Source organism: Brachybacterium huguangmaarense (assembly GCF_025725725.1).
GTDB classification, from domain to species: Bacteria; Actinomycetota; Actinomycetes; order Actinomycetales; family Dermabacteraceae; genus Brachybacterium; species Brachybacterium huguangmaarense.
This window is the reverse complement of the sequence record NZ_CP107020.1, coordinates 1,141,983-1,156,844: the sequence shown is the minus strand read 5'-3', so window position 1 is coordinate 1,156,844 and position 14,862 is coordinate 1,141,983. Positions and strand designations below refer to the sequence as shown.

Annotated in this window: 12 protein-coding genes and 1 pseudogene; 3 read left to right on the top strand and 10 right to left on the bottom strand. The window is 72.8% G+C overall.

All coding sequences use genetic code 11. The annotated features are described in order from the left end of the window. The first annotated feature begins 6 nt into the window (after positions 1 to 6). Together BRM3_RS05120 and BRM3_RS05115 are read left to right on the top strand one after the other, a co-directional pair. On the top strand, positions 7 to 1,131 hold the full coding sequence (locus BRM3_RS05120; RefSeq protein ID WP_263595012.1) for an SPFH domain-containing protein: 1,125 nt from the start codon (positions 7 to 9) through the stop codon (positions 1,129 to 1,131). A 181-nt stretch (positions 1,132 to 1,312) separates the two neighbouring features. After that, positions 1,313 to 1,720, top strand: a complete 408-nt coding sequence (locus tag BRM3_RS05115; protein ID WP_263595011.1) for a hypothetical protein — start codon at positions 1,313 to 1,315, stop codon at positions 1,718 to 1,720. 7 nt (positions 1,721 to 1,727) lie between these two features. On the opposite strand, the gene BRM3_RS05110 is transcribed toward BRM3_RS05115, so the two are convergent. The 8 genes and pseudogenes from BRM3_RS05110 to BRM3_RS05075 all read right to left on the bottom strand — a co-directional run bounded on the left by BRM3_RS05110 (position 1,728) and on the right by BRM3_RS05075 (position 11,777). Beyond that, positions 1,728 to 2,675 carry an aldo/keto reductase gene (locus BRM3_RS05110; protein ID WP_263595010.1) on the bottom strand — a complete coding sequence of 316 codons (948 nt, stop codon included), beginning with the start codon at positions 2,673 to 2,675 and terminating at the stop codon, positions 1,728 to 1,730. A 412-nt stretch (positions 2,676 to 3,087) separates the two neighbouring features. After that, entirely contained in the window at positions 3,088 to 4,404 is a 1,317-nt protein-coding gene (locus BRM3_RS05105; protein ID WP_263595009.1) for an alpha/beta hydrolase, read from the bottom strand. 26 nt (positions 4,405 to 4,430) lie between these two features. Further along, positions 4,431 to 5,618 (bottom strand): annotated as a pseudogene (locus tag BRM3_RS05100) (Gfo/Idh/MocA family protein). Continuing rightward, positions 5,615 to 7,489, bottom strand: a complete 1,875-nt coding sequence (locus tag BRM3_RS05095; protein ID WP_263595008.1) for a glycoside hydrolase family 35 protein — start codon at positions 7,487 to 7,489, stop codon at positions 5,615 to 5,617. Before BRM3_RS05095 ends, BRM3_RS05100 begins: the two are co-directional and overlap by 4 nt. 23 nt (positions 7,490 to 7,512) lie before the next feature. Then, positions 7,513 to 8,295, bottom strand: coding sequence for a dimethylargininase (gene ddaH / locus BRM3_RS05090; protein WP_263595007.1), 783 nt, complete (start codon positions 8,293 to 8,295; stop codon positions 7,513 to 7,515). 76 nt (positions 8,296 to 8,371) lie between these two features. Continuing rightward, complete coding sequence (locus tag BRM3_RS05085) at positions 8,372 to 9,610, bottom strand: arginine deiminase (protein ID WP_263595006.1); 1,239 nt, start codon at positions 9,608 to 9,610, stop codon at positions 8,372 to 8,374. 76 nt (positions 9,611 to 9,686) lie between these two features. Further along, complete coding sequence (ctlX, locus tag BRM3_RS05080; RefSeq protein ID WP_263595005.1) at positions 9,687 to 10,733, bottom strand: citrulline utilization hydrolase CtlX; 1,047 nt, start codon at positions 10,731 to 10,733, stop codon at positions 9,687 to 9,689. 3 nt (positions 10,734 to 10,736) lie between these two features. After that, a complete protein-coding gene (locus tag BRM3_RS05075) occupies positions 10,737 to 11,777 on the bottom strand; it encodes an ornithine cyclodeaminase (RefSeq protein WP_263595004.1) in 1,041 nt (346 codons plus the stop codon). Between the two features lie 128 nt (positions 11,778 to 11,905). Between BRM3_RS05075 and BRM3_RS05070 the strand changes: the two genes are divergently transcribed. Further along, positions 11,906 to 12,340 (top strand): Lrp/AsnC family transcriptional regulator, encoded by a 435-nt coding sequence (locus BRM3_RS05070; RefSeq protein ID WP_263595003.1) that lies wholly within the window; start codon positions 11,906 to 11,908, stop codon positions 12,338 to 12,340. 98 nt (positions 12,341 to 12,438) lie between these two features. Here the strand turns inward: BRM3_RS05070 and BRM3_RS05065 are convergent, their stop codons facing one another. Both BRM3_RS05065 and BRM3_RS05060 read right to left on the bottom strand, forming a co-directional pair. After that, entirely contained in the window at positions 12,439 to 13,317 is an 879-nt protein-coding gene (locus BRM3_RS05065) for a universal stress protein (RefSeq protein ID WP_263595002.1), read from the bottom strand. Then, positions 13,314 to 14,750, bottom strand: a complete 1,437-nt coding sequence (locus tag BRM3_RS05060; protein ID WP_263595001.1) for an amino acid permease — start codon at positions 14,748 to 14,750, stop codon at positions 13,314 to 13,316. The genes BRM3_RS05065 and BRM3_RS05060 overlap by 4 nt, the downstream gene beginning before the upstream one ends. Positions 14,751 to 14,862 lie beyond the last annotated feature (112 nt).

Sequence of the window (14,862 nt, the reverse complement as noted above, 5' to 3'; positions counted from 1 at the left end):
GGAAGCATGGAAGGTGCGATCGTCGCCATCGTCGTGATCGTCATCGTCATCGTCGTCATCGCCATCATCGCCGGACTGCTGTTCGGCGGCCTGCGTTCGAGCATCATGTTCACCGTCCACACGCAGGAGAACGTGATCGTCGAGCGCTTTGGCAAGTTCGCGCGGGTCGCCCGACCCGGCCTGAACATGAAGGTCCCGTTCATCGACAACACCACTCGCCCGATCTCCCTGCGCATCCAGCAGCTCGAGGTCAACATCGAGTCCAAGACCAAGGACAACGTCTTCGTGACGGTCCCGGTCGCGGTGCAGTACGTCATCAAGGAGGAGCAGGTCGTCGATGCCTACTACCGCCTGTCCAACCCCGAGGCGCAGATCCGCTCGTACGTGTTCGACACCGTGCGCAGCGCGCTGTCTGGCCTGAACCTCGACCAGGCGTTCGAGTCCAAGGACGACATCGCCCGCAACGTCGAGGACACCCTCTCGGCGCGCATGCAGGAGTTCGGCTTCAACATCGTCAACACGCTCGTCACCGACATCTCGCCGGACTCGCGCGTGCGCGACTCGATGAACTCCATCAACGCGGCCCAGCGCGACCGGGTCGCCGCGCAGTCGCTCGCCGAGGCCGACAAGATCAAGCGCGTCACCCAGGCCGAGGCGGAGGCCGAGTCCAAGCGGCTCCAGGGCGAGGGCGTCGCCGCCCAGCGCAAGGCCATCGCGATGGGCATCGCCGAGCAGTACGAGATGCTCAAGAAGGTCGGCATCGAGAACAGCGCCGAGCAGCTGCTGCTCATGACCCAGTACTTCGACACGATGCAGGACATCGCCCGCAACGGCCGCTCGAACGTGCTCTACCTGCCCTCGAACCCGGGCACGGTGGGCGCGATGGGCGACGAGATCCGCAACGCGATCCTGCAGGGCCAGGCCGCTCACGACGCCGAGAAGATCGGCGACGCGACCGAGCGCGCGGAGGCCGACCGTCGGCGCCGCGAGGACGCCCAGCGGCGCCAGGCCGCCGATCGGGCCCGTGCCGAGTCCGCGGCGCGCGAGGCCGAGCGCCGCGCTCAGCAGGACCAGCAGGGGCAGGGCCAGGCCCCGCCGTGGGCCCGGCCCGGCTACAGCCCCGAGGGCTGAGCCGTCCGCGAGGATCGGAGCACCGCGACGCCGTCGGCCCCCCGGGCCGGCGGCGTCGCCGTCTGCGCGCCCGCCCCGGGCGCTCGGCGCCGTCGCGGCGGCGGCCGCCCTGGCGGGGCTCGCGAGCCATGCCGTCGGCTGGTTCCTGCTGATCACGGGCGGGCGCGTGCTGCTCGTGGCCGTGAGCGCCTCGGAGTCGGGCGTCTTCGCGGCGACCGCGGCCCGCGCCGAGCAGTGGGCGCGCACGGTCGAGACCGGTCTGGCCGGGTGGGGCGTCCTGCTCCTCGTGCGCCTGCTGCTGGACGTGGCGGTCACGATCCTGGCCTCCCGTGCGCTGAGGCGGGGCTCGACGCCGCGCGGGCTCACGGTCGCCGTGCTGGTCCTGACGGTGCTCGCGGGTCTCGTGCCGCTGCTCGTCGCCGGCGCGGCCATAGCCTGCCTCCAGCTGGAGGCGCCCGGTGTCCTCACGGCGCCGCTCGTGGCCCTGGCCGTCGCGCTCGCCGGGGCGGGCGGCCTCCTGCGCGTGGCCGAGCTCGTGGTCGCGGGGGTCCTCGGGCTGCGGCGCACGGGAACGCGGCCCGTGCGCTGAGCCGTCCTCAGTCGAACTGGATCCCGTCGGCGTCCTCGGACTCCTCGCCGAAGATCGAGCGCAGCGACTCGCGTTCGCCGTCGCCCAGCTGGAGGGTCATCGCCCCGCTCGAGTCGGTGATCGACTCCGGCCGGGAGGCGCCGGGGATCGGGATCACGCGCTCGGACAGGGACAGCTCCCACGCGAGCACCACCTGCTGCGGGCTCACGGAGTGCGCGGCGGCGACGCGCGCGATCGCCGGGAAGCGGCGGGCCACGGTGTCGCCCGAGCCCATGCCGCCGAGCGGGCTCCACGGCACGAACGCGATGTCGGCCGCGGCGCAGTGGTCGAGCTCCTCACGGCTGGTGTGGAAGTAGACGGGGCTGAACTGGTTCTGCACCGCGGCGAGGTTGCCCTCCCCGAGCACGTCGAGCGCCACGTCGATCTCCTCGACGTTGGCGTTGGAGATGCCGATCTCGCGGATCAGGCCCTCCGCGCGCAGGTGGGCGAGCGCCTCGACGCCCTCGGCGTAGCGGATCGAGCGGTCGGGGCGGTGCCAGTAGTACAGGTCGACGGCGTCGACGCCGAGGTGCGCGAGGGACTTCTCGAGCGCTGCGCGCAGGTAGTCGAGGGAGCCGTCGCGCCCCCACGTCTCGCCCTCGGAGCGGGTGATGCCTCCCTTGGTCGCGACCACCACGCCGTCCGTGTCACCGGAGTAGGTGCGCAGGGCCTCGGCGACGAGCTCCTCGTTGTGTCCCATCTGGTCCCAGGCGGGGGCATAGATGTCGGCGGTGTCGATGAGGGTGATGCCGGCGTCGAGCGCGGCGTGGACGGTCGCGAGCGCACGGTCACGGGACGGGAGGACGTCCCGGCCGGACGAGACGGGCATCGCGCCCAGCCCGATCGGGGAGACCTCGAAGCCGCCGAGGCCGCGACGCGGGGCGGAGGCGGCAGAGGCAGGGCTGGTCGTGGTCATGGCCCGACCCTTCGACCGATGCGACCCGCACGGCGCACACTCGCCCCGAATAAGCGAACGGCGGCGCGGAGCTGGTTTTTCCCGCGTGAACTGCGCCGACGGCCTGGCCAGACGCCTCGCCCATGAATTTAGAAAGATTGGGCTTGCGCTATCCGGTGAGGTCCGTCTAAGCTCGTGCATGCCAGCCCGGAGCGGCCGGCCGGAACCGAGAGGTCCCCGGCAGGTCATCCCGGCGCCATGGTCGTCGCTGACGCGGTGGATCAACCCGCCAGCAGTCGCGACTTCGCGCGCCGCCGATCGGACTTGGGGCGAACGGTTCCGATCGGCGGCGCGCACTTTTTCTTGTGTGCGCACTTTTCTTGTGTGCGCCGCGCCCTGCGCGTTCTCTGCGCGTTCTCTGCGCGCCGCGCCGTCAGAGGGCCAGACGCCCCGTCGCGAGCCCGATCAGACGGTCCATCACGTGCGCACCGTCGGCCCGCAGGCCGTTGTGCTCGTACTGGCTCGTGATCCAGGGGTGCAGCCGTGGCAGCAGGGCGGCGGTCTCGAGCGAGAACTCGAGGGGGACGTAGGCGTCGACCGCGTACACGGCGGCCGCGCCAGGCACGTCGGAGGCCCGCAGGGCGTCGGCGTCGTACAGCGTGTTCCACTCGTGCTGGGCCAGCAGGTCCGCGGTCTCGGCCCACGGCCGCAGCTCGGGGTCCTCGCGGAACAGGGAGCGGTGCAGGTGCTCGCCGCCCAGGAGCGTCACGTCCTCGTGCACCCGTTCGGGCATCGTGCGGTCCGCCGACCAGTTGGTGACCCCGCCGTCGGCGTACGAGGACTCGTGGAACACGGCGTACAGGGGGTTGCGTCCCGCGAAGGGGAGCGCGGCGGCGAGGTCGTGGCGGAAGGCGGGGCCGCGATGGTCGAGCTCGAGCAGGTAGTGCAGCTGCTCGGGTCCTCCCGAGGCGCCGAGCCGGTGGCCCAGCGTGCGCAGGCGGTCGACGGAGACGGGGTCGCCCGTGGGCAGCAGGATCTCCCCGTCGCGGGCGCGGGCCATGAGCTCGCGCATGCGCTCGCGGTCCCCGGGGAAGCGGCGGTAGTAGCCCTCGGACTTCGCGATCATGATCTCCCAGGTCGCGGCGTAGACGTCGTCGACGTGGCGCCCCACGGCGGACAGCCCGCCGGTCAGGTAGGTCTCGCGCAGGGAGTCGGCGTGCACGCTCAGGTAGCGCAGGGTGCAGAAGCCGCCGAAGGACTGGCCCAGCGTGCTCCAGCGCTCGGCGCCGAGGGCCTCGCGCACGGCCTCGCAGTCCTCGACGATCTCGTCGGCGCGCAGGTGCGTGAGGTACTCCGCGCGCTGGGCGGCGCTCGCCTCGCCGAGCGTGCGCGGGGAGCCCGCCCGGGCGACGTCGCCGGGGGTGAAGGCCTCGGGCAGCGGCGTGTCGAGGCCGACGGGGGTCGACCGGCCGGTGCCGCGCTGGTCGAGCATGACGACCTGGTAGTCGGCGAGGGCGCGCTCGAGCCACGGCGGGGAGACGGGGTCGAGGGTCGGGCGGGGCGCCTCGCTGCCCGGTCCGCCCTGGAGGAAGACGAGGTAGGGCCGCTCCTCGCCGCCGCGGGCGGTGACGACGCGTGCGAACACCTCGATCGTGCCGCGCGCGGGATCGGAGCGGTCGAGCGGCACGTCGAGGGTGAGGTCGCGCAGCGTGAGGCCGGGCAGGGTCTGGACGGATTCGCGGGGGGTCATGCCCCCACTGTAGGGACGGGCGCGGCTCAGGCCTGCCCGTCGTCGAAGTAGGCGCGCAGGTCGGGGGCCACGGGCGGGATGTCGAACGGCACGCCCCCGCTGCGGATCGAGGCGGCGCCGTACACGCCGGTCGCGACGGCCTCGCGCGCCGCGATCACGGAGACGTCGGTGCGGCCGCCCTCGCGCGCGAAGCGCACGAACTCGGCGACCAGCCCGGGGTCGGCGCCGCCGTGTCCGCCGTCGCCCCAATCGATCACCTCGACCGCGTCGGGACGCCCGGGCCCGCTGCGTCGAGAGGTCCAGATGTGGATCTGGTCGCCGCCCTCGTCACCCATGTTCTCGATCCGGCCCTCGTCGCCGATCACGGTGTAGTTGCGCCAGTAGTCAGGGGTGAAGTGGCACTGCTCGTAGGACGCGAGGATGCCGCCCTCGAGCGTCATGTGGAGCATCGAGAGGTCCTCCACGTCGACCGTGGGGTTCAGCTCCCGCTGGGCGCGCGGCGGCCAGGTGCCGGTGTCGAACCAGTCCGGCATGCGCCGCTCGGAGTTGTCGTGCCGATCGGCGACGTCGCCGTACACGGCGAGCGTGCCGATGCCGGAGACGCGCCGGGTGTAGGCGCCCGCGAGCCAGTGGATCACGTCGATGTCGTGGGCGCCCTTCTGCAGCAGCAGGCTCGTGGAGCGGGCGCGCTCGGCGTGCCAGTCCTAGAAGTAGAAGTCGCCGCCGTTGCCCACGAAGTGCCGGCACCAGATCGCCTGCACGGCCCCGATCCGGCCGGAGTCGACGATCGCCTTGAGCTGCCGCACGACGGGCATGTGGCGCATGTTGTGGCCGACGTAGAGCCGGGCGCGTCGCTCGCGTGCGAGCGCGAGCATCGCGTCGGTGTCCTCGACGGAGATCGCCATGGGCTTCTCCGTGAAGGTGGGCAGGCCGCGCGCGAGCGTGCGCAACGCGAGGGGGGCGTGGAGGTCGTCGGGCGCGAGGATCATGACGGCGTCGACGTCGGGGCTCTCGAGCAGCTCGTCGACGTCGCCGACGGTGCGCACGGCGTCGCCCAGGACGGCGCGGGCGTCGGCACGGCCGCGCTCGGTGGGCTCGGCCACGACGGTCACGACCGATCCCTGGCCCGGACGGTGGGCGTGCCGGGCCACGGGGCCGCGCGCGCCGAAGCCGAGGACGCCGATGCGCAGGTCGGGACGCGGCGTCGTGGTCATGCGATCACCTCGAACAGGGGCCCCGCCGCGAGCGCGAGGCGGGGGTGCGGTTCCTCGAGCTCGACGAGCACGATCTCGTTGCTGCCCGCGTGCAGCAGCGGGGCGGGCACGTAGAGGGACTGCTGGGGGCCGCGTCGCCAGTAGCGGCCCACGCACGTGCCGTTGACGTAGGCGACGCCGTGCCCGCAGCCCGACACGTCGAGGTGCACGTCGCCCGTCTCGTCGGCCTCGCGCTCGAGGCTCGCGAGCACCACGAGCGGGAGCGCCGCGGGGCCCTCCGCGGCGGCGCTGCGGGCGTGGTCGGCGAGCTCGGCGCCCATCTCCTCGAGCGGGAGCGGCACGGCCTCCCAGCCGCCGAGGAAGCGCACGTCGCGCCACACGCCGCCGAGCACGCCCTTGCGCTCGCCGAGCAGCGGACCGAAGTTGGTGCGGCCGAGGCTCTCGACGAGGATCTCGAGACGCACGCGGCGGCTCCCCCCGTCGGGCAGGAGCGCCTCGGCGAGAGGCTCGAGAGGCTCGAGGGGCACGACGGCGGGCACGTGCGGGTTGCCGGTGCCGTCGGCGATCCCGGCCACCGTGCCGTCAACGAGCACGAGGGCGCGGTCGTGGAGGTCGTACAGCTCGAGCGGGGCCAGGGCCGAGCCCTCCTCGCGCGCGAGCTCGAGCTCGCGGCGGTACAGGAGCATGCCCCGTTCGAGGCCGAGGTCCTCGAAGGCGGGCGGCGCGACCGCACGCGGCGCGAGCTCGGTCCAGCGCGCGAGGTCCTGCAGCGAGGCGACGTGCTCGAGGCGGAGGGCGCCCGCGGTCTGCACGGGCGGCTCGGCCTCGAGGCCGAGGCTCTCGAGCTGCTCCGTGAGCGGCGGCAGCTCGCGGTGGCGCCCGATGACCTCGCGGAAGGCGTGGAACTTCTCGGTGAGGGCGCCGTTCTCTGCGATCGGCGCGTCGTAGTCGTAGCTCGTCGTGGTCGGCTGCAGGAGCCCGCCCTCGGTGTTGGCGCCGGCCGTGAGGCCGACGTTGGTGCCGCCGTGGGCCATGTAGAGGTTCACGCTCATGCCCGCGTCGAGCATGGTCGCGAGCTCGCGCGCGGCGTCGGCCGCGTCGCGCACGTGGTGCTCCTCGCCCCAGTGGTCGAACCAGCCGTTCCAGAACTCCATGCACATCAGCGGCGCCGCGGGCAGCTCCTCGCGCGCCATCGCGAGCACCTCCTCGGTGCGCGAGCCGAAGTTGACGGTGGCCAGCACGTCGTCGATCCGACCGGCGTCGAGCCAGCGGCGGCCCGGGCCGTCGGAGGTCACGAGCAGCTCCTCGATGCCGCGGGCGCGCAGGCCGTCGCGCAGGTGCAGGAGGTACTCGGCGTCGTCGCCGTAGGAGCCGTACTCGTTCTCGACCTGCACCATCACGACGCGTCCGCCGCGCGAGGCCTGGCGCGCGACGATCACGGGGATGAGCGCGTCGAACCATGCGTCGACGGCGCCGAGGAAGGCGGGGTCCATGCACCGCAGGCGCATCGGACCCTCCCGCAGGAGCCAGCCGGGCAGGCCGCCGCCCTCCCATTCGGCGCAGATGTAGGGGCCCGGGCGCACGATGACGTCGAGGTCCTCCTCGGCGGCGAGGTCGCAGAACGCCCCCAGATCGAGCGACAGGCCCAGCTCGGGCAGCGCGCCGAAGCGGGTGCGGCCGGGTGCGGGCTCGTGCAGGTTCCACGGCACGTAGGTCTCGACGGTGTTGCAGCCGAGCGCCACGAGACGCCGCAGCCGGTCCTTCCACAGCTCGGGATGCACCCGGAAGTAGTGCAGCGCCCCGGAGACGATCCGGTGGGGCGCGCCGTCGCGCACGAAGCCTGTCGGGGTGGGGACGAGCAGAGCTGTCATCGCCCCATCGTCGCAGATCGCCGTCAGCGCACGCGCACGGACAGGCAGGTCACGCAGCCCTCGAGCTTCTCGTACTCGCCCACGGGCACGGTGATGACGCGCAGCCCCCGCTCGGCGAGCAGGGCGGCGGTGCGGGGCGCGCCGTCGGCCATCAGCACGGTGTCCTCGTCGATCACGACCACGTGCGAGCCGGGCTCCTCGGGGACCTCGACGAAGCTCCCGAACAGGGCGGGGTCGTCGACGACGGGCCCGTAGCCGATCACGGTGCCGTCGGGCAGGGCGGTCACGGCGCTCTTGAGGTGCAGCGCCTTGGTCACGGGGACCTCGTGCACCGTGTAGCCGCGGGGCTCGACGAAGGCGGTGAGCTGGGCGATGCCCTCGGCGTTGGTGGTGCCGGTGCGGCCGACGTACACGTCGGGGCCGACCTTGAGCACGTCCCCGCCGTCGAGCGTGCCGGGCGGCTGGATCTTGACGTGCTCGATGCCGAGCTCGTCGAGCACGGGGGTCACGGCGTCGGTCTCGGGGTTGCGGGCGGGGGCGCCCGGGTTGGTGACGACCGCGAGGTCGCCGAACATCACGACGGTGTCCTCGATGAAGACGGAGTCGGGCAGGTCGTCGGCCACGGGGACCTCGACGACGCCCCAGCCCTGGGCCCGGAACGCCGCGACGTAGGCCCGCCACTGCTCGGCGGCCGCGTCGAGGTCGAGCGGCTCGCGCTCGCGGAAGGTCACGATGCCGTCGTCGAGGGACGCGGCCGGGGGGCGCACCAGGATGTAGGGGCGCTCGGCGGGGGTGGTCGTGGTCATGGCTGCCTCGCTCGCGATGGTCGGGGGTGTGGGCGTCACGCTACTGGCCGGCGCGGCGGGGGCGCCGGGGCGCCAGTCAGGAGGTCACGGGGTCGCGCAGCAGGGGCCCGGTCATGCAGTGCCCGCCGCCGCGGCCGCGGCCGAGCTCGGCGCCGACGATCGTGTGCACGGTGATGCCGGCCCGGCTCAGCAGGTCGTTGGTGACGGTGTTGCGGTCGTAGGCGAACACCTCGCCGGGCCGCAGCGCGACGACGTTGTTGGCGCTGTCCCACTGCTGGCGCTCGGCCGAGTACGCGTCGCCGCCCGTGTCGACCACGCGCAGGTCCTCGAGCCCGAGGGCCCGCGGGATGACCTCGAGCAGGGGCGCGCTCTCGGCCGTGACGTGCAGCCCTCCCCCGCTGCCGGGGCGCAGGGTGAACGGGCGGATGTCGTCGACGATCGAGCGGTAGACCGTGACCACGTCGCGGTCGGCGAAGGTGAGGATCGTGTCGAGGTGCATCGCCGAGCGCAGGCGCGGCATGCCCGCGACGATCACCTGCTCGGCCGCGCCGGTGTCGAACAGCCGTGCGGCGACCTGGGTGATGGCCTGCTGCGAGGTGCGCTCGCTCATGCCGATCACCACGACCCCGTCGCCCAGGACGAGCACGTCCCCGCCCTCGAGGGTCGCGGCGGCGCGGTCCCGCTCGGGGTCGCCCCACACGATCTGCCCCGCGGCCGGCCGGAAGCCGGGGTGGAACAGGTAGACGGCCTTCATGAGCAGGGTCTCGTCGCGCCGGGCCGGCCAGTACAGGGGGTTGAGGGTGAGCGCGTCGCCGATCCAGGTGGTCGTGTCCCGCGTGTAGAGCATGTTGGGCAGCGGCGGCAGCACGTACGAGGTGGGGGCGCCGCGCGGGGCGGCCCGGGTCAGGGCGAGCGACCAGGCGGACTCGGGCAGCTCGTGCACGGCGAGGCCGCCGATCAGGGTGTCGGCGAGCGCGGGGGCCGCGAGCTGCTCGAGGTGGGCGCGCACCTCGTCGACGAGCAGCAGGCCCACGTGGTCGGGCCGGATCTTGCGGTCGAGGATCCAGGTGCGGGCTCCCGGCTGCTCGAGGGTCGTCGTGAGCACCTCGCGCAGCTCGAGGACCTCGACCCCCTCGGCGCGCAGCTGGGCTACGAAGGCGCGGTGGTCCTCGATCGCGCGGTCGACCCAGAGCACGTCGTCGAACAGCAGCTCGTGGCTGTTGCTCGGCGTCAGCCGGTGATGGGCGCGGCCGGGCTCGCACACGAGCACGCGGCGGAGCGGACCGACCTCGGAGTGGACCCCGAAGGCGGGCATGGACTCAGACTCAGACTCGGACTCTGCATCGGACACGGGCACGGCGGTCCTCCTGTGGGGGCGGGGTCGGACGGGGTCAGCCGGCGAGCGCGACGGGCCCGGCGGGCAGGGGGCTCGTCTGCGCGGCGGCGGGGGCCGGCTCGGCGAGGGGGAGGATGCCGGGCGTCTGGTGGGCGCTCGCCTCCTCGGGGCGCACGTCGAGGTGGATCCCCGCGAGCATGCAGCGCACGGAGCCGCCCGCGAGCTCGATGGGCTCGACGTCCATGGGCAGCAGGGTGCTCGTCGCCTCGATGGCCGTGCGCTGGGAGACGGTCAGGCTCGCGGCGGCGCGTGCGGAGAGGGCGAGCAGACGCCGGGCGCCGCTCCCCCGCAGCTCGATGACGTTGCCCGCGAACTCGCGCACCTGGGCGCGCGAGAGCGGGATGACGGCCTTGCCGCTGTCCTCGAGCCGCGCGGCGACCTGGGCGCGGCGCGCGGGGTCGGCGATCGCCTCGAGGCAGACGAGGGCGAACTCGGTCGCGATCCCCATCATCACGTTGGTGTGGTAGATCGGCACGCCGCGCTCGTCGAGGGCGTCGAACACCATCGGCTCGTAGCCGAAGGTCGTGCAGAAGCGCTCGAGCAGCCGCGGGTCGGCGCGGCGGGAGCGGGCGACGTACGCGATCCGGAACTCGTGGTCGAGCACCATCGCGCCGGTCCCCTCGAGGTAGACGCCGTCGCGCTCGAAGCCCGAGTAGTCGACGATCTCTTGGACCCGGTAGACCTGCTTGAGGGCCTCGAGCACGTCGGCGCGCCGCTCGGCGCGGCGGTTGGGCGCGCACATCGGGTACACGGCCACGCGTCCGCCGCTGTGCGTGCTGAACCAGTTGTTGGGGAACACGCTGTCCGGCGTCGCATCGGTCTCGTCGTCGAACAGGTGCACGCGCACGCCCGCGGCGCTCAGGGTGCGGGCCACCTCGGTCGCCGCCCGGTGCGCCGCCCCCGCCACGTCGCACACGGGGGCGCTCTGGTACGAGTCGTGCGAAAGCGCGCTCTGATACGAGTTGTCGAGCGCGGTCAGCGGGTTGGGGGCGAAGCGCGACGGGCGCACGAGCACGACGGCGCGCGGGGCCTGGACCGACATGCCTCAGCTCGCGCGGGTGAGCGCCGCGGCGCCCGCGGACACGAGGGCGAACAGGTCCTTGGGGTCCTCGGGCTCGGCGATCATGTCGAGCTCGGGCACCCCGGAGTCGCCGCGCAGACTCTCCCGCACCACGCACAGGGCGGTGAAGTCCTCGATCGCGAAGCCGACCGAGTCGAACACGGTGATCTGCTCGGCGCTCGTGCGACCGGGCGCCTCGCCGCGCACGACGCGCCACAGCTCGGTCACGGGGTGGTCGGGGGGCAGCTGCTGGATCTCCCCCTCGATGCGGGTCTGCTCGGCGTACTCGACGAAGATGTCGGCGCGGTGCAGGATCGCCGGGTCGAGCTCGGTCTTGCCGGGGCAGTCGCCGCCGATCGCGTTCAGGTGCATGCCGGGGGCGATCATCGCGTCGGTGACGACGGTCGCGTTGGTCTTGTCGGCGGTGCAGCTCGTGACGACGTCGGCGCCCGCGCACGCGTCGGCGGCGTTGCGGGCCCGCACGATCTCGAAGCCGAGGGGCCGCATGTTGCGCTCGAAGGTGTCGAGCGCGCCGGGATCGCTGTCCCAGATCCGCAGGGACTCGATGCCGAGCACGCGGCGGAAGGCGAGGGCCTGGAACTCCGACTGGCTGCCGGTGCCCACGAGCGCCATCACCGAGGCGTCGGGGCGGGCGAGCCGGCGAGCGGCGAAGGCGGAGGTCGCGGCCGTGCGCAGCGCCGTCAGCAGGGTCATCTCCGACAGCAGCACGGGGTAGCCGGTCGAGACGTCCGCGAGCACGCCGAAGGCGGTGACGGTCTGCAGACCCGCCTTGGGGTTCAGGGGGTGGCCGTTGACGTACTTGAAGCCGTAGGTCTGGCCGTCGCTCACCGGCATGAGCTCGATGACGCCGGTCGGCGAGTGGCTCGCAATGCGCGCGCACTTGCTGAACTCCTCCCAGCGGGCGAAGTCGGTTTCGAGGGCGTCCACGAGACGAGCGACGATCGTCTCGATCCCGGTCGTCTCGATCCACTCCCGCATGCGGGCCACATCCACGAACTGCACCATGACCGCTCTCCTCCCTGTCGTCCGTGGGGTTCACGCTACGAACTCGGTGAGTGCACATTCAATCGGCATCACGACTCAATTCTGACCCCTGCTGCACACAGTGGAAACACTCCTCGTACACTCTGCCCATGAACGGTTCCATCGATGACCTCGACCGCCAGCTCATCGCCCTGCTGCGTGCCAACGGGCGCGAGTCCGTCGTGCAGCTCTCGCGGCGGCTCGGGGTGACCCGCGCGACCGTCACGGCACGGCTCGACCGCCTCGTCGAGTCCGGCGTGATCGTGGGCTTCTCGGTGCAGGTGCGCGACCCCGCCGAGGTGTCGGCGGTGCGCGCGATCATGCTGGTCGCCGTCGAGGGCCGCAGCCTGCGCGAGGTGATCCGCTCGCTGCGCGGGGTGCCCGAGATCGCGGCCCTGCACACGACCAACGGGCGCTGGGACATGGTCGCGGAGATGAGCTGCGAGAACCTCGCCGCCTTCGACCACGCGCTCGGCGTCATCCGCGGCATCGACGGGATCCGCGACAGCGAGACGAGCATCCTGCTGAGCTCCGCGACCGCGTGAGACCGGAGCCCGCGCGAACCCCGCGAGCTGCGGGGACCCGACGGGCCGGCGTCCTCACGCCGGCCCGCCGGGCCGCTGGCCCGCTCACACGAGGAGGGTCACGCGGGGAGGAGCACGACCGGGATCATCGAGTGGCGCACGATCTTGGTCGCGCTCGAGCCCAGGAACACGCGCGCGAGCGGCCCCTGCGGCTTCGAGCCGATCACGAGCACGCCGTCGTCGTCCCACGGCACCGAGTCCATCGCCGCGCGCCAGCCGTGCCCGAGGCCCACGACGACCTCCACGTCGGAGGAGGGCAGGGTCCCGCGCAGCGTCGCGAGCATGCGCTCGGCCTGCTCGCGCGCCTGGGCGGCGACCTCGTCCTCGGCGTTGAGGCCCACCTCGGGCGGGTACATCGTGTCCATGCGCACGACGAAGGTGGCCAGGCGCAGCGGCACCTCGGCCTCGCGGGCGAGCGCGGCGGCGGTCGCGATGATGCCGGCGTCGGCGTCCCGGCCGTCCACGGCGCAGGTCACGCTCGTGAACCCGTCGGCCGGGCGATCGTAGCCGCGCGGGGCGACCGCGACCGGGATGCGCGCCGAGTGCACGAGCCGGTCGCTCGTCGACCCGAGCTCGACGCGGCCGCGCCGCCCGTCCTCGGACGAGCCGACCACGATCAGGGACGCGCCCACGTCGGCCGCGATCGCCTGGAGACCCGAGACGGCCGAGCGGTCGGCGTCCCAGCGGTAGGAGACCTCGAGGTCGAGCCCCCAGGCGTCGATCTCCGCCCGGGCCCTCGCGAGGGCGTGCTCGCCCTGCTCGGTCGACCAGCTCGCGAACTCGCCGTCCACCTGCCGGGCCATCGACGGCACGTTCCAGCGCGGCGGCACGATCGTCGCGACGAGGAGGTCCTCGCCGCGCGCCGCCGCGACGGCCGTGGCCAGCTCGAGCACGCCGGAGGACTGGCGCCAGGGGCCGTAGCCCGTCACGATCGTCACGGCGCCGCCTCCACCGGGGTCTCGGGGGCGTCCTGCGGATCGTTGAGGCGGCTGTGCTTGCGCCCCCACAGCAGGTAGAAGCCCAGCACGACGGCGACCCAGCCGACGAACCACGCGTACGTGCTCCAGTGCAGACCGGTCAGGATGTAGAGGCACGCCGCGATCGAGAGGATCGGCGTCACCGGATAGCCCGGCACGCGGAAGCCGCGCGGCAGGTCGGGCCGGCGCACGCGCAGCACGATCACGCCCGTCGAGACGACGATGAAGGCGCACAGGGTGCCGATCGAGACCAGGTCCCACAGGCTCGACAGCGGCACGAAGCCCGCGAGCAGCGCGACCACCGTGGCCACCACGACCGTGTTGAACACCGGGGTGTGGGTGCGGCGGCTGACCCGCGCGAACACCGACGGCAGCAGGCCGTCGCGGGCGATCGCGAACAGGATGCGGGTCTGGCCGTACAGGCACACGAGGGTCACCGAGAAGATCGAGATGACGGCCCCGGCCGAGAGCACGATCGCGGGCCAGGACGAGCCGACCACGTCCTCGAGGATCACCGCGAGGCCCGCCTCGGCCTGGTCGGGATCGGTGAAGGCCTGCCACGGCTGCGTGCCGAGCGCGGAGATCGCGATGAACAGGTAGACCGCGATGACCGTGCACAGCGCGATGAGGAGCGCGCGCGGCAGGGTCTTCTGCGGGTTCTTGACCTCGTCGCCCGCGGTCGAGACCGCGTCGAGGCCGATGAAGGTGAAGAAGATCGTGCCGGCCGCGGCGGTCACGCCCGAGGCGCCCATGGGGGCGAAGTCGGCGAAGTTGTCGGCGTTGAAGGCGGTGAAGGCGATGCAGCCGAAGAGGATCAGCACGCCCACCTTGATGAGCACCATGATCGTGTTGACCGCGGCGGACTCGCTCGTGCCGCGGATCAGCAGCAGGGCGCACAGGAAGACGAGCACGACGGCGGGCAGGTTGATGACGCCGCCTGCGAAGGGCCCGGCCTTGATCACCTCGGGCAGGTGCCAGCCGAACAGATCCAGGAGCAGCCGGCTCAGGTAGTCGCTCCAGCCCACGGCGACGGCGGACGTCGAGACGCCGTACTCGAGCAGGAGGCATGCGGCCACGCCCATCGCGACGATCTCGCCGAGGGTCGCGTAGGCGTAGGAGTACGTCGAGCCGGAGGCCGGGACCGCCGAGGCCATCTCGGCGTAGCAGACCGCCGAGAGCCCGGCCGCGAGGCCGGCGAGGAGGAAGGAGAGGATGACGGCGGGCCCGGCGAGAGGCACCGCCTCGTGCATGACGAAGAAGACGCCGGTGCCGACGGTGCCGCCGACCCCGAACATCGCGAGCTGGAAGGTGCCGATCCGGCGCTCCATCCCGCCGGGGGCCGCGGCGGGCGGCGTGATGGGCTTCTGGCGGAACAACTGATGTGCGAGGGCCATGGGGCTTCCTCTCGGAGAGCATGTCTGGAGACGCCATCGGACCGCGGGCGAGGACGCCCGCGGTCCGATGGCGATACTGCTTCACGAGGAGGACCGTCGCCGGGTGACGCAG

Bases quoted from the DNA above. Each gene is read 5' to 3' on its own strand.
- BRM3_RS05120 (WP_263595012.1), top strand. From the start codon at position 7: ATGGAAGGTGCGATCGTCGCCATCGTCGTGATCGTCATCGTCATCGTC.
- BRM3_RS05110 (WP_263595010.1), bottom strand. From the start codon at position 2,675: ATGACCACGACCAGCCCTGCCTCTGCCGCCTCCGCCCCGCGTCGCGGC.
- BRM3_RS05105 (WP_263595009.1), bottom strand. From the start codon at position 4,404: ATGACCCCCCGCGAATCCGTCCAGACCCTGCCCGGCCTCACGCTGCGC.
- BRM3_RS05095 (WP_263595008.1), bottom strand. From the start codon at position 7,489: ATGACAGCTCTGCTCGTCCCCACCCCGACAGGCTTCGTGCGCGACGGC.
- ddaH (WP_263595007.1), bottom strand. From the start codon at position 8,295: ATGACCACGACCACCCCCGCCGAGCGCCCCTACATCCTGGTGCGCCCC.
- BRM3_RS05085 (WP_263595006.1), bottom strand. From the start codon at position 9,610: ATGCCCGCCTTCGGGGTCCACTCCGAGGTCGGTCCGCTCCGCCGCGTG.
- ctlX (WP_263595005.1), bottom strand. From the start codon at position 10,733: ATGTCGGTCCAGGCCCCGCGCGCCGTCGTGCTCGTGCGCCCGTCGCGC.
- BRM3_RS05075 (WP_263595004.1), bottom strand. From the start codon at position 11,777: ATGGTGCAGTTCGTGGATGTGGCCCGCATGCGGGAGTGGATCGAGACG.
- BRM3_RS05070 (WP_263595003.1), top strand. From the start codon at position 11,906: ATGAACGGTTCCATCGATGACCTCGACCGCCAGCTCATCGCCCTGCTG.
- BRM3_RS05060 (WP_263595001.1), bottom strand. From the start codon at position 14,750: ATGGCCCTCGCACATCAGTTGTTCCGCCAGAAGCCCATCACGCCGCCC.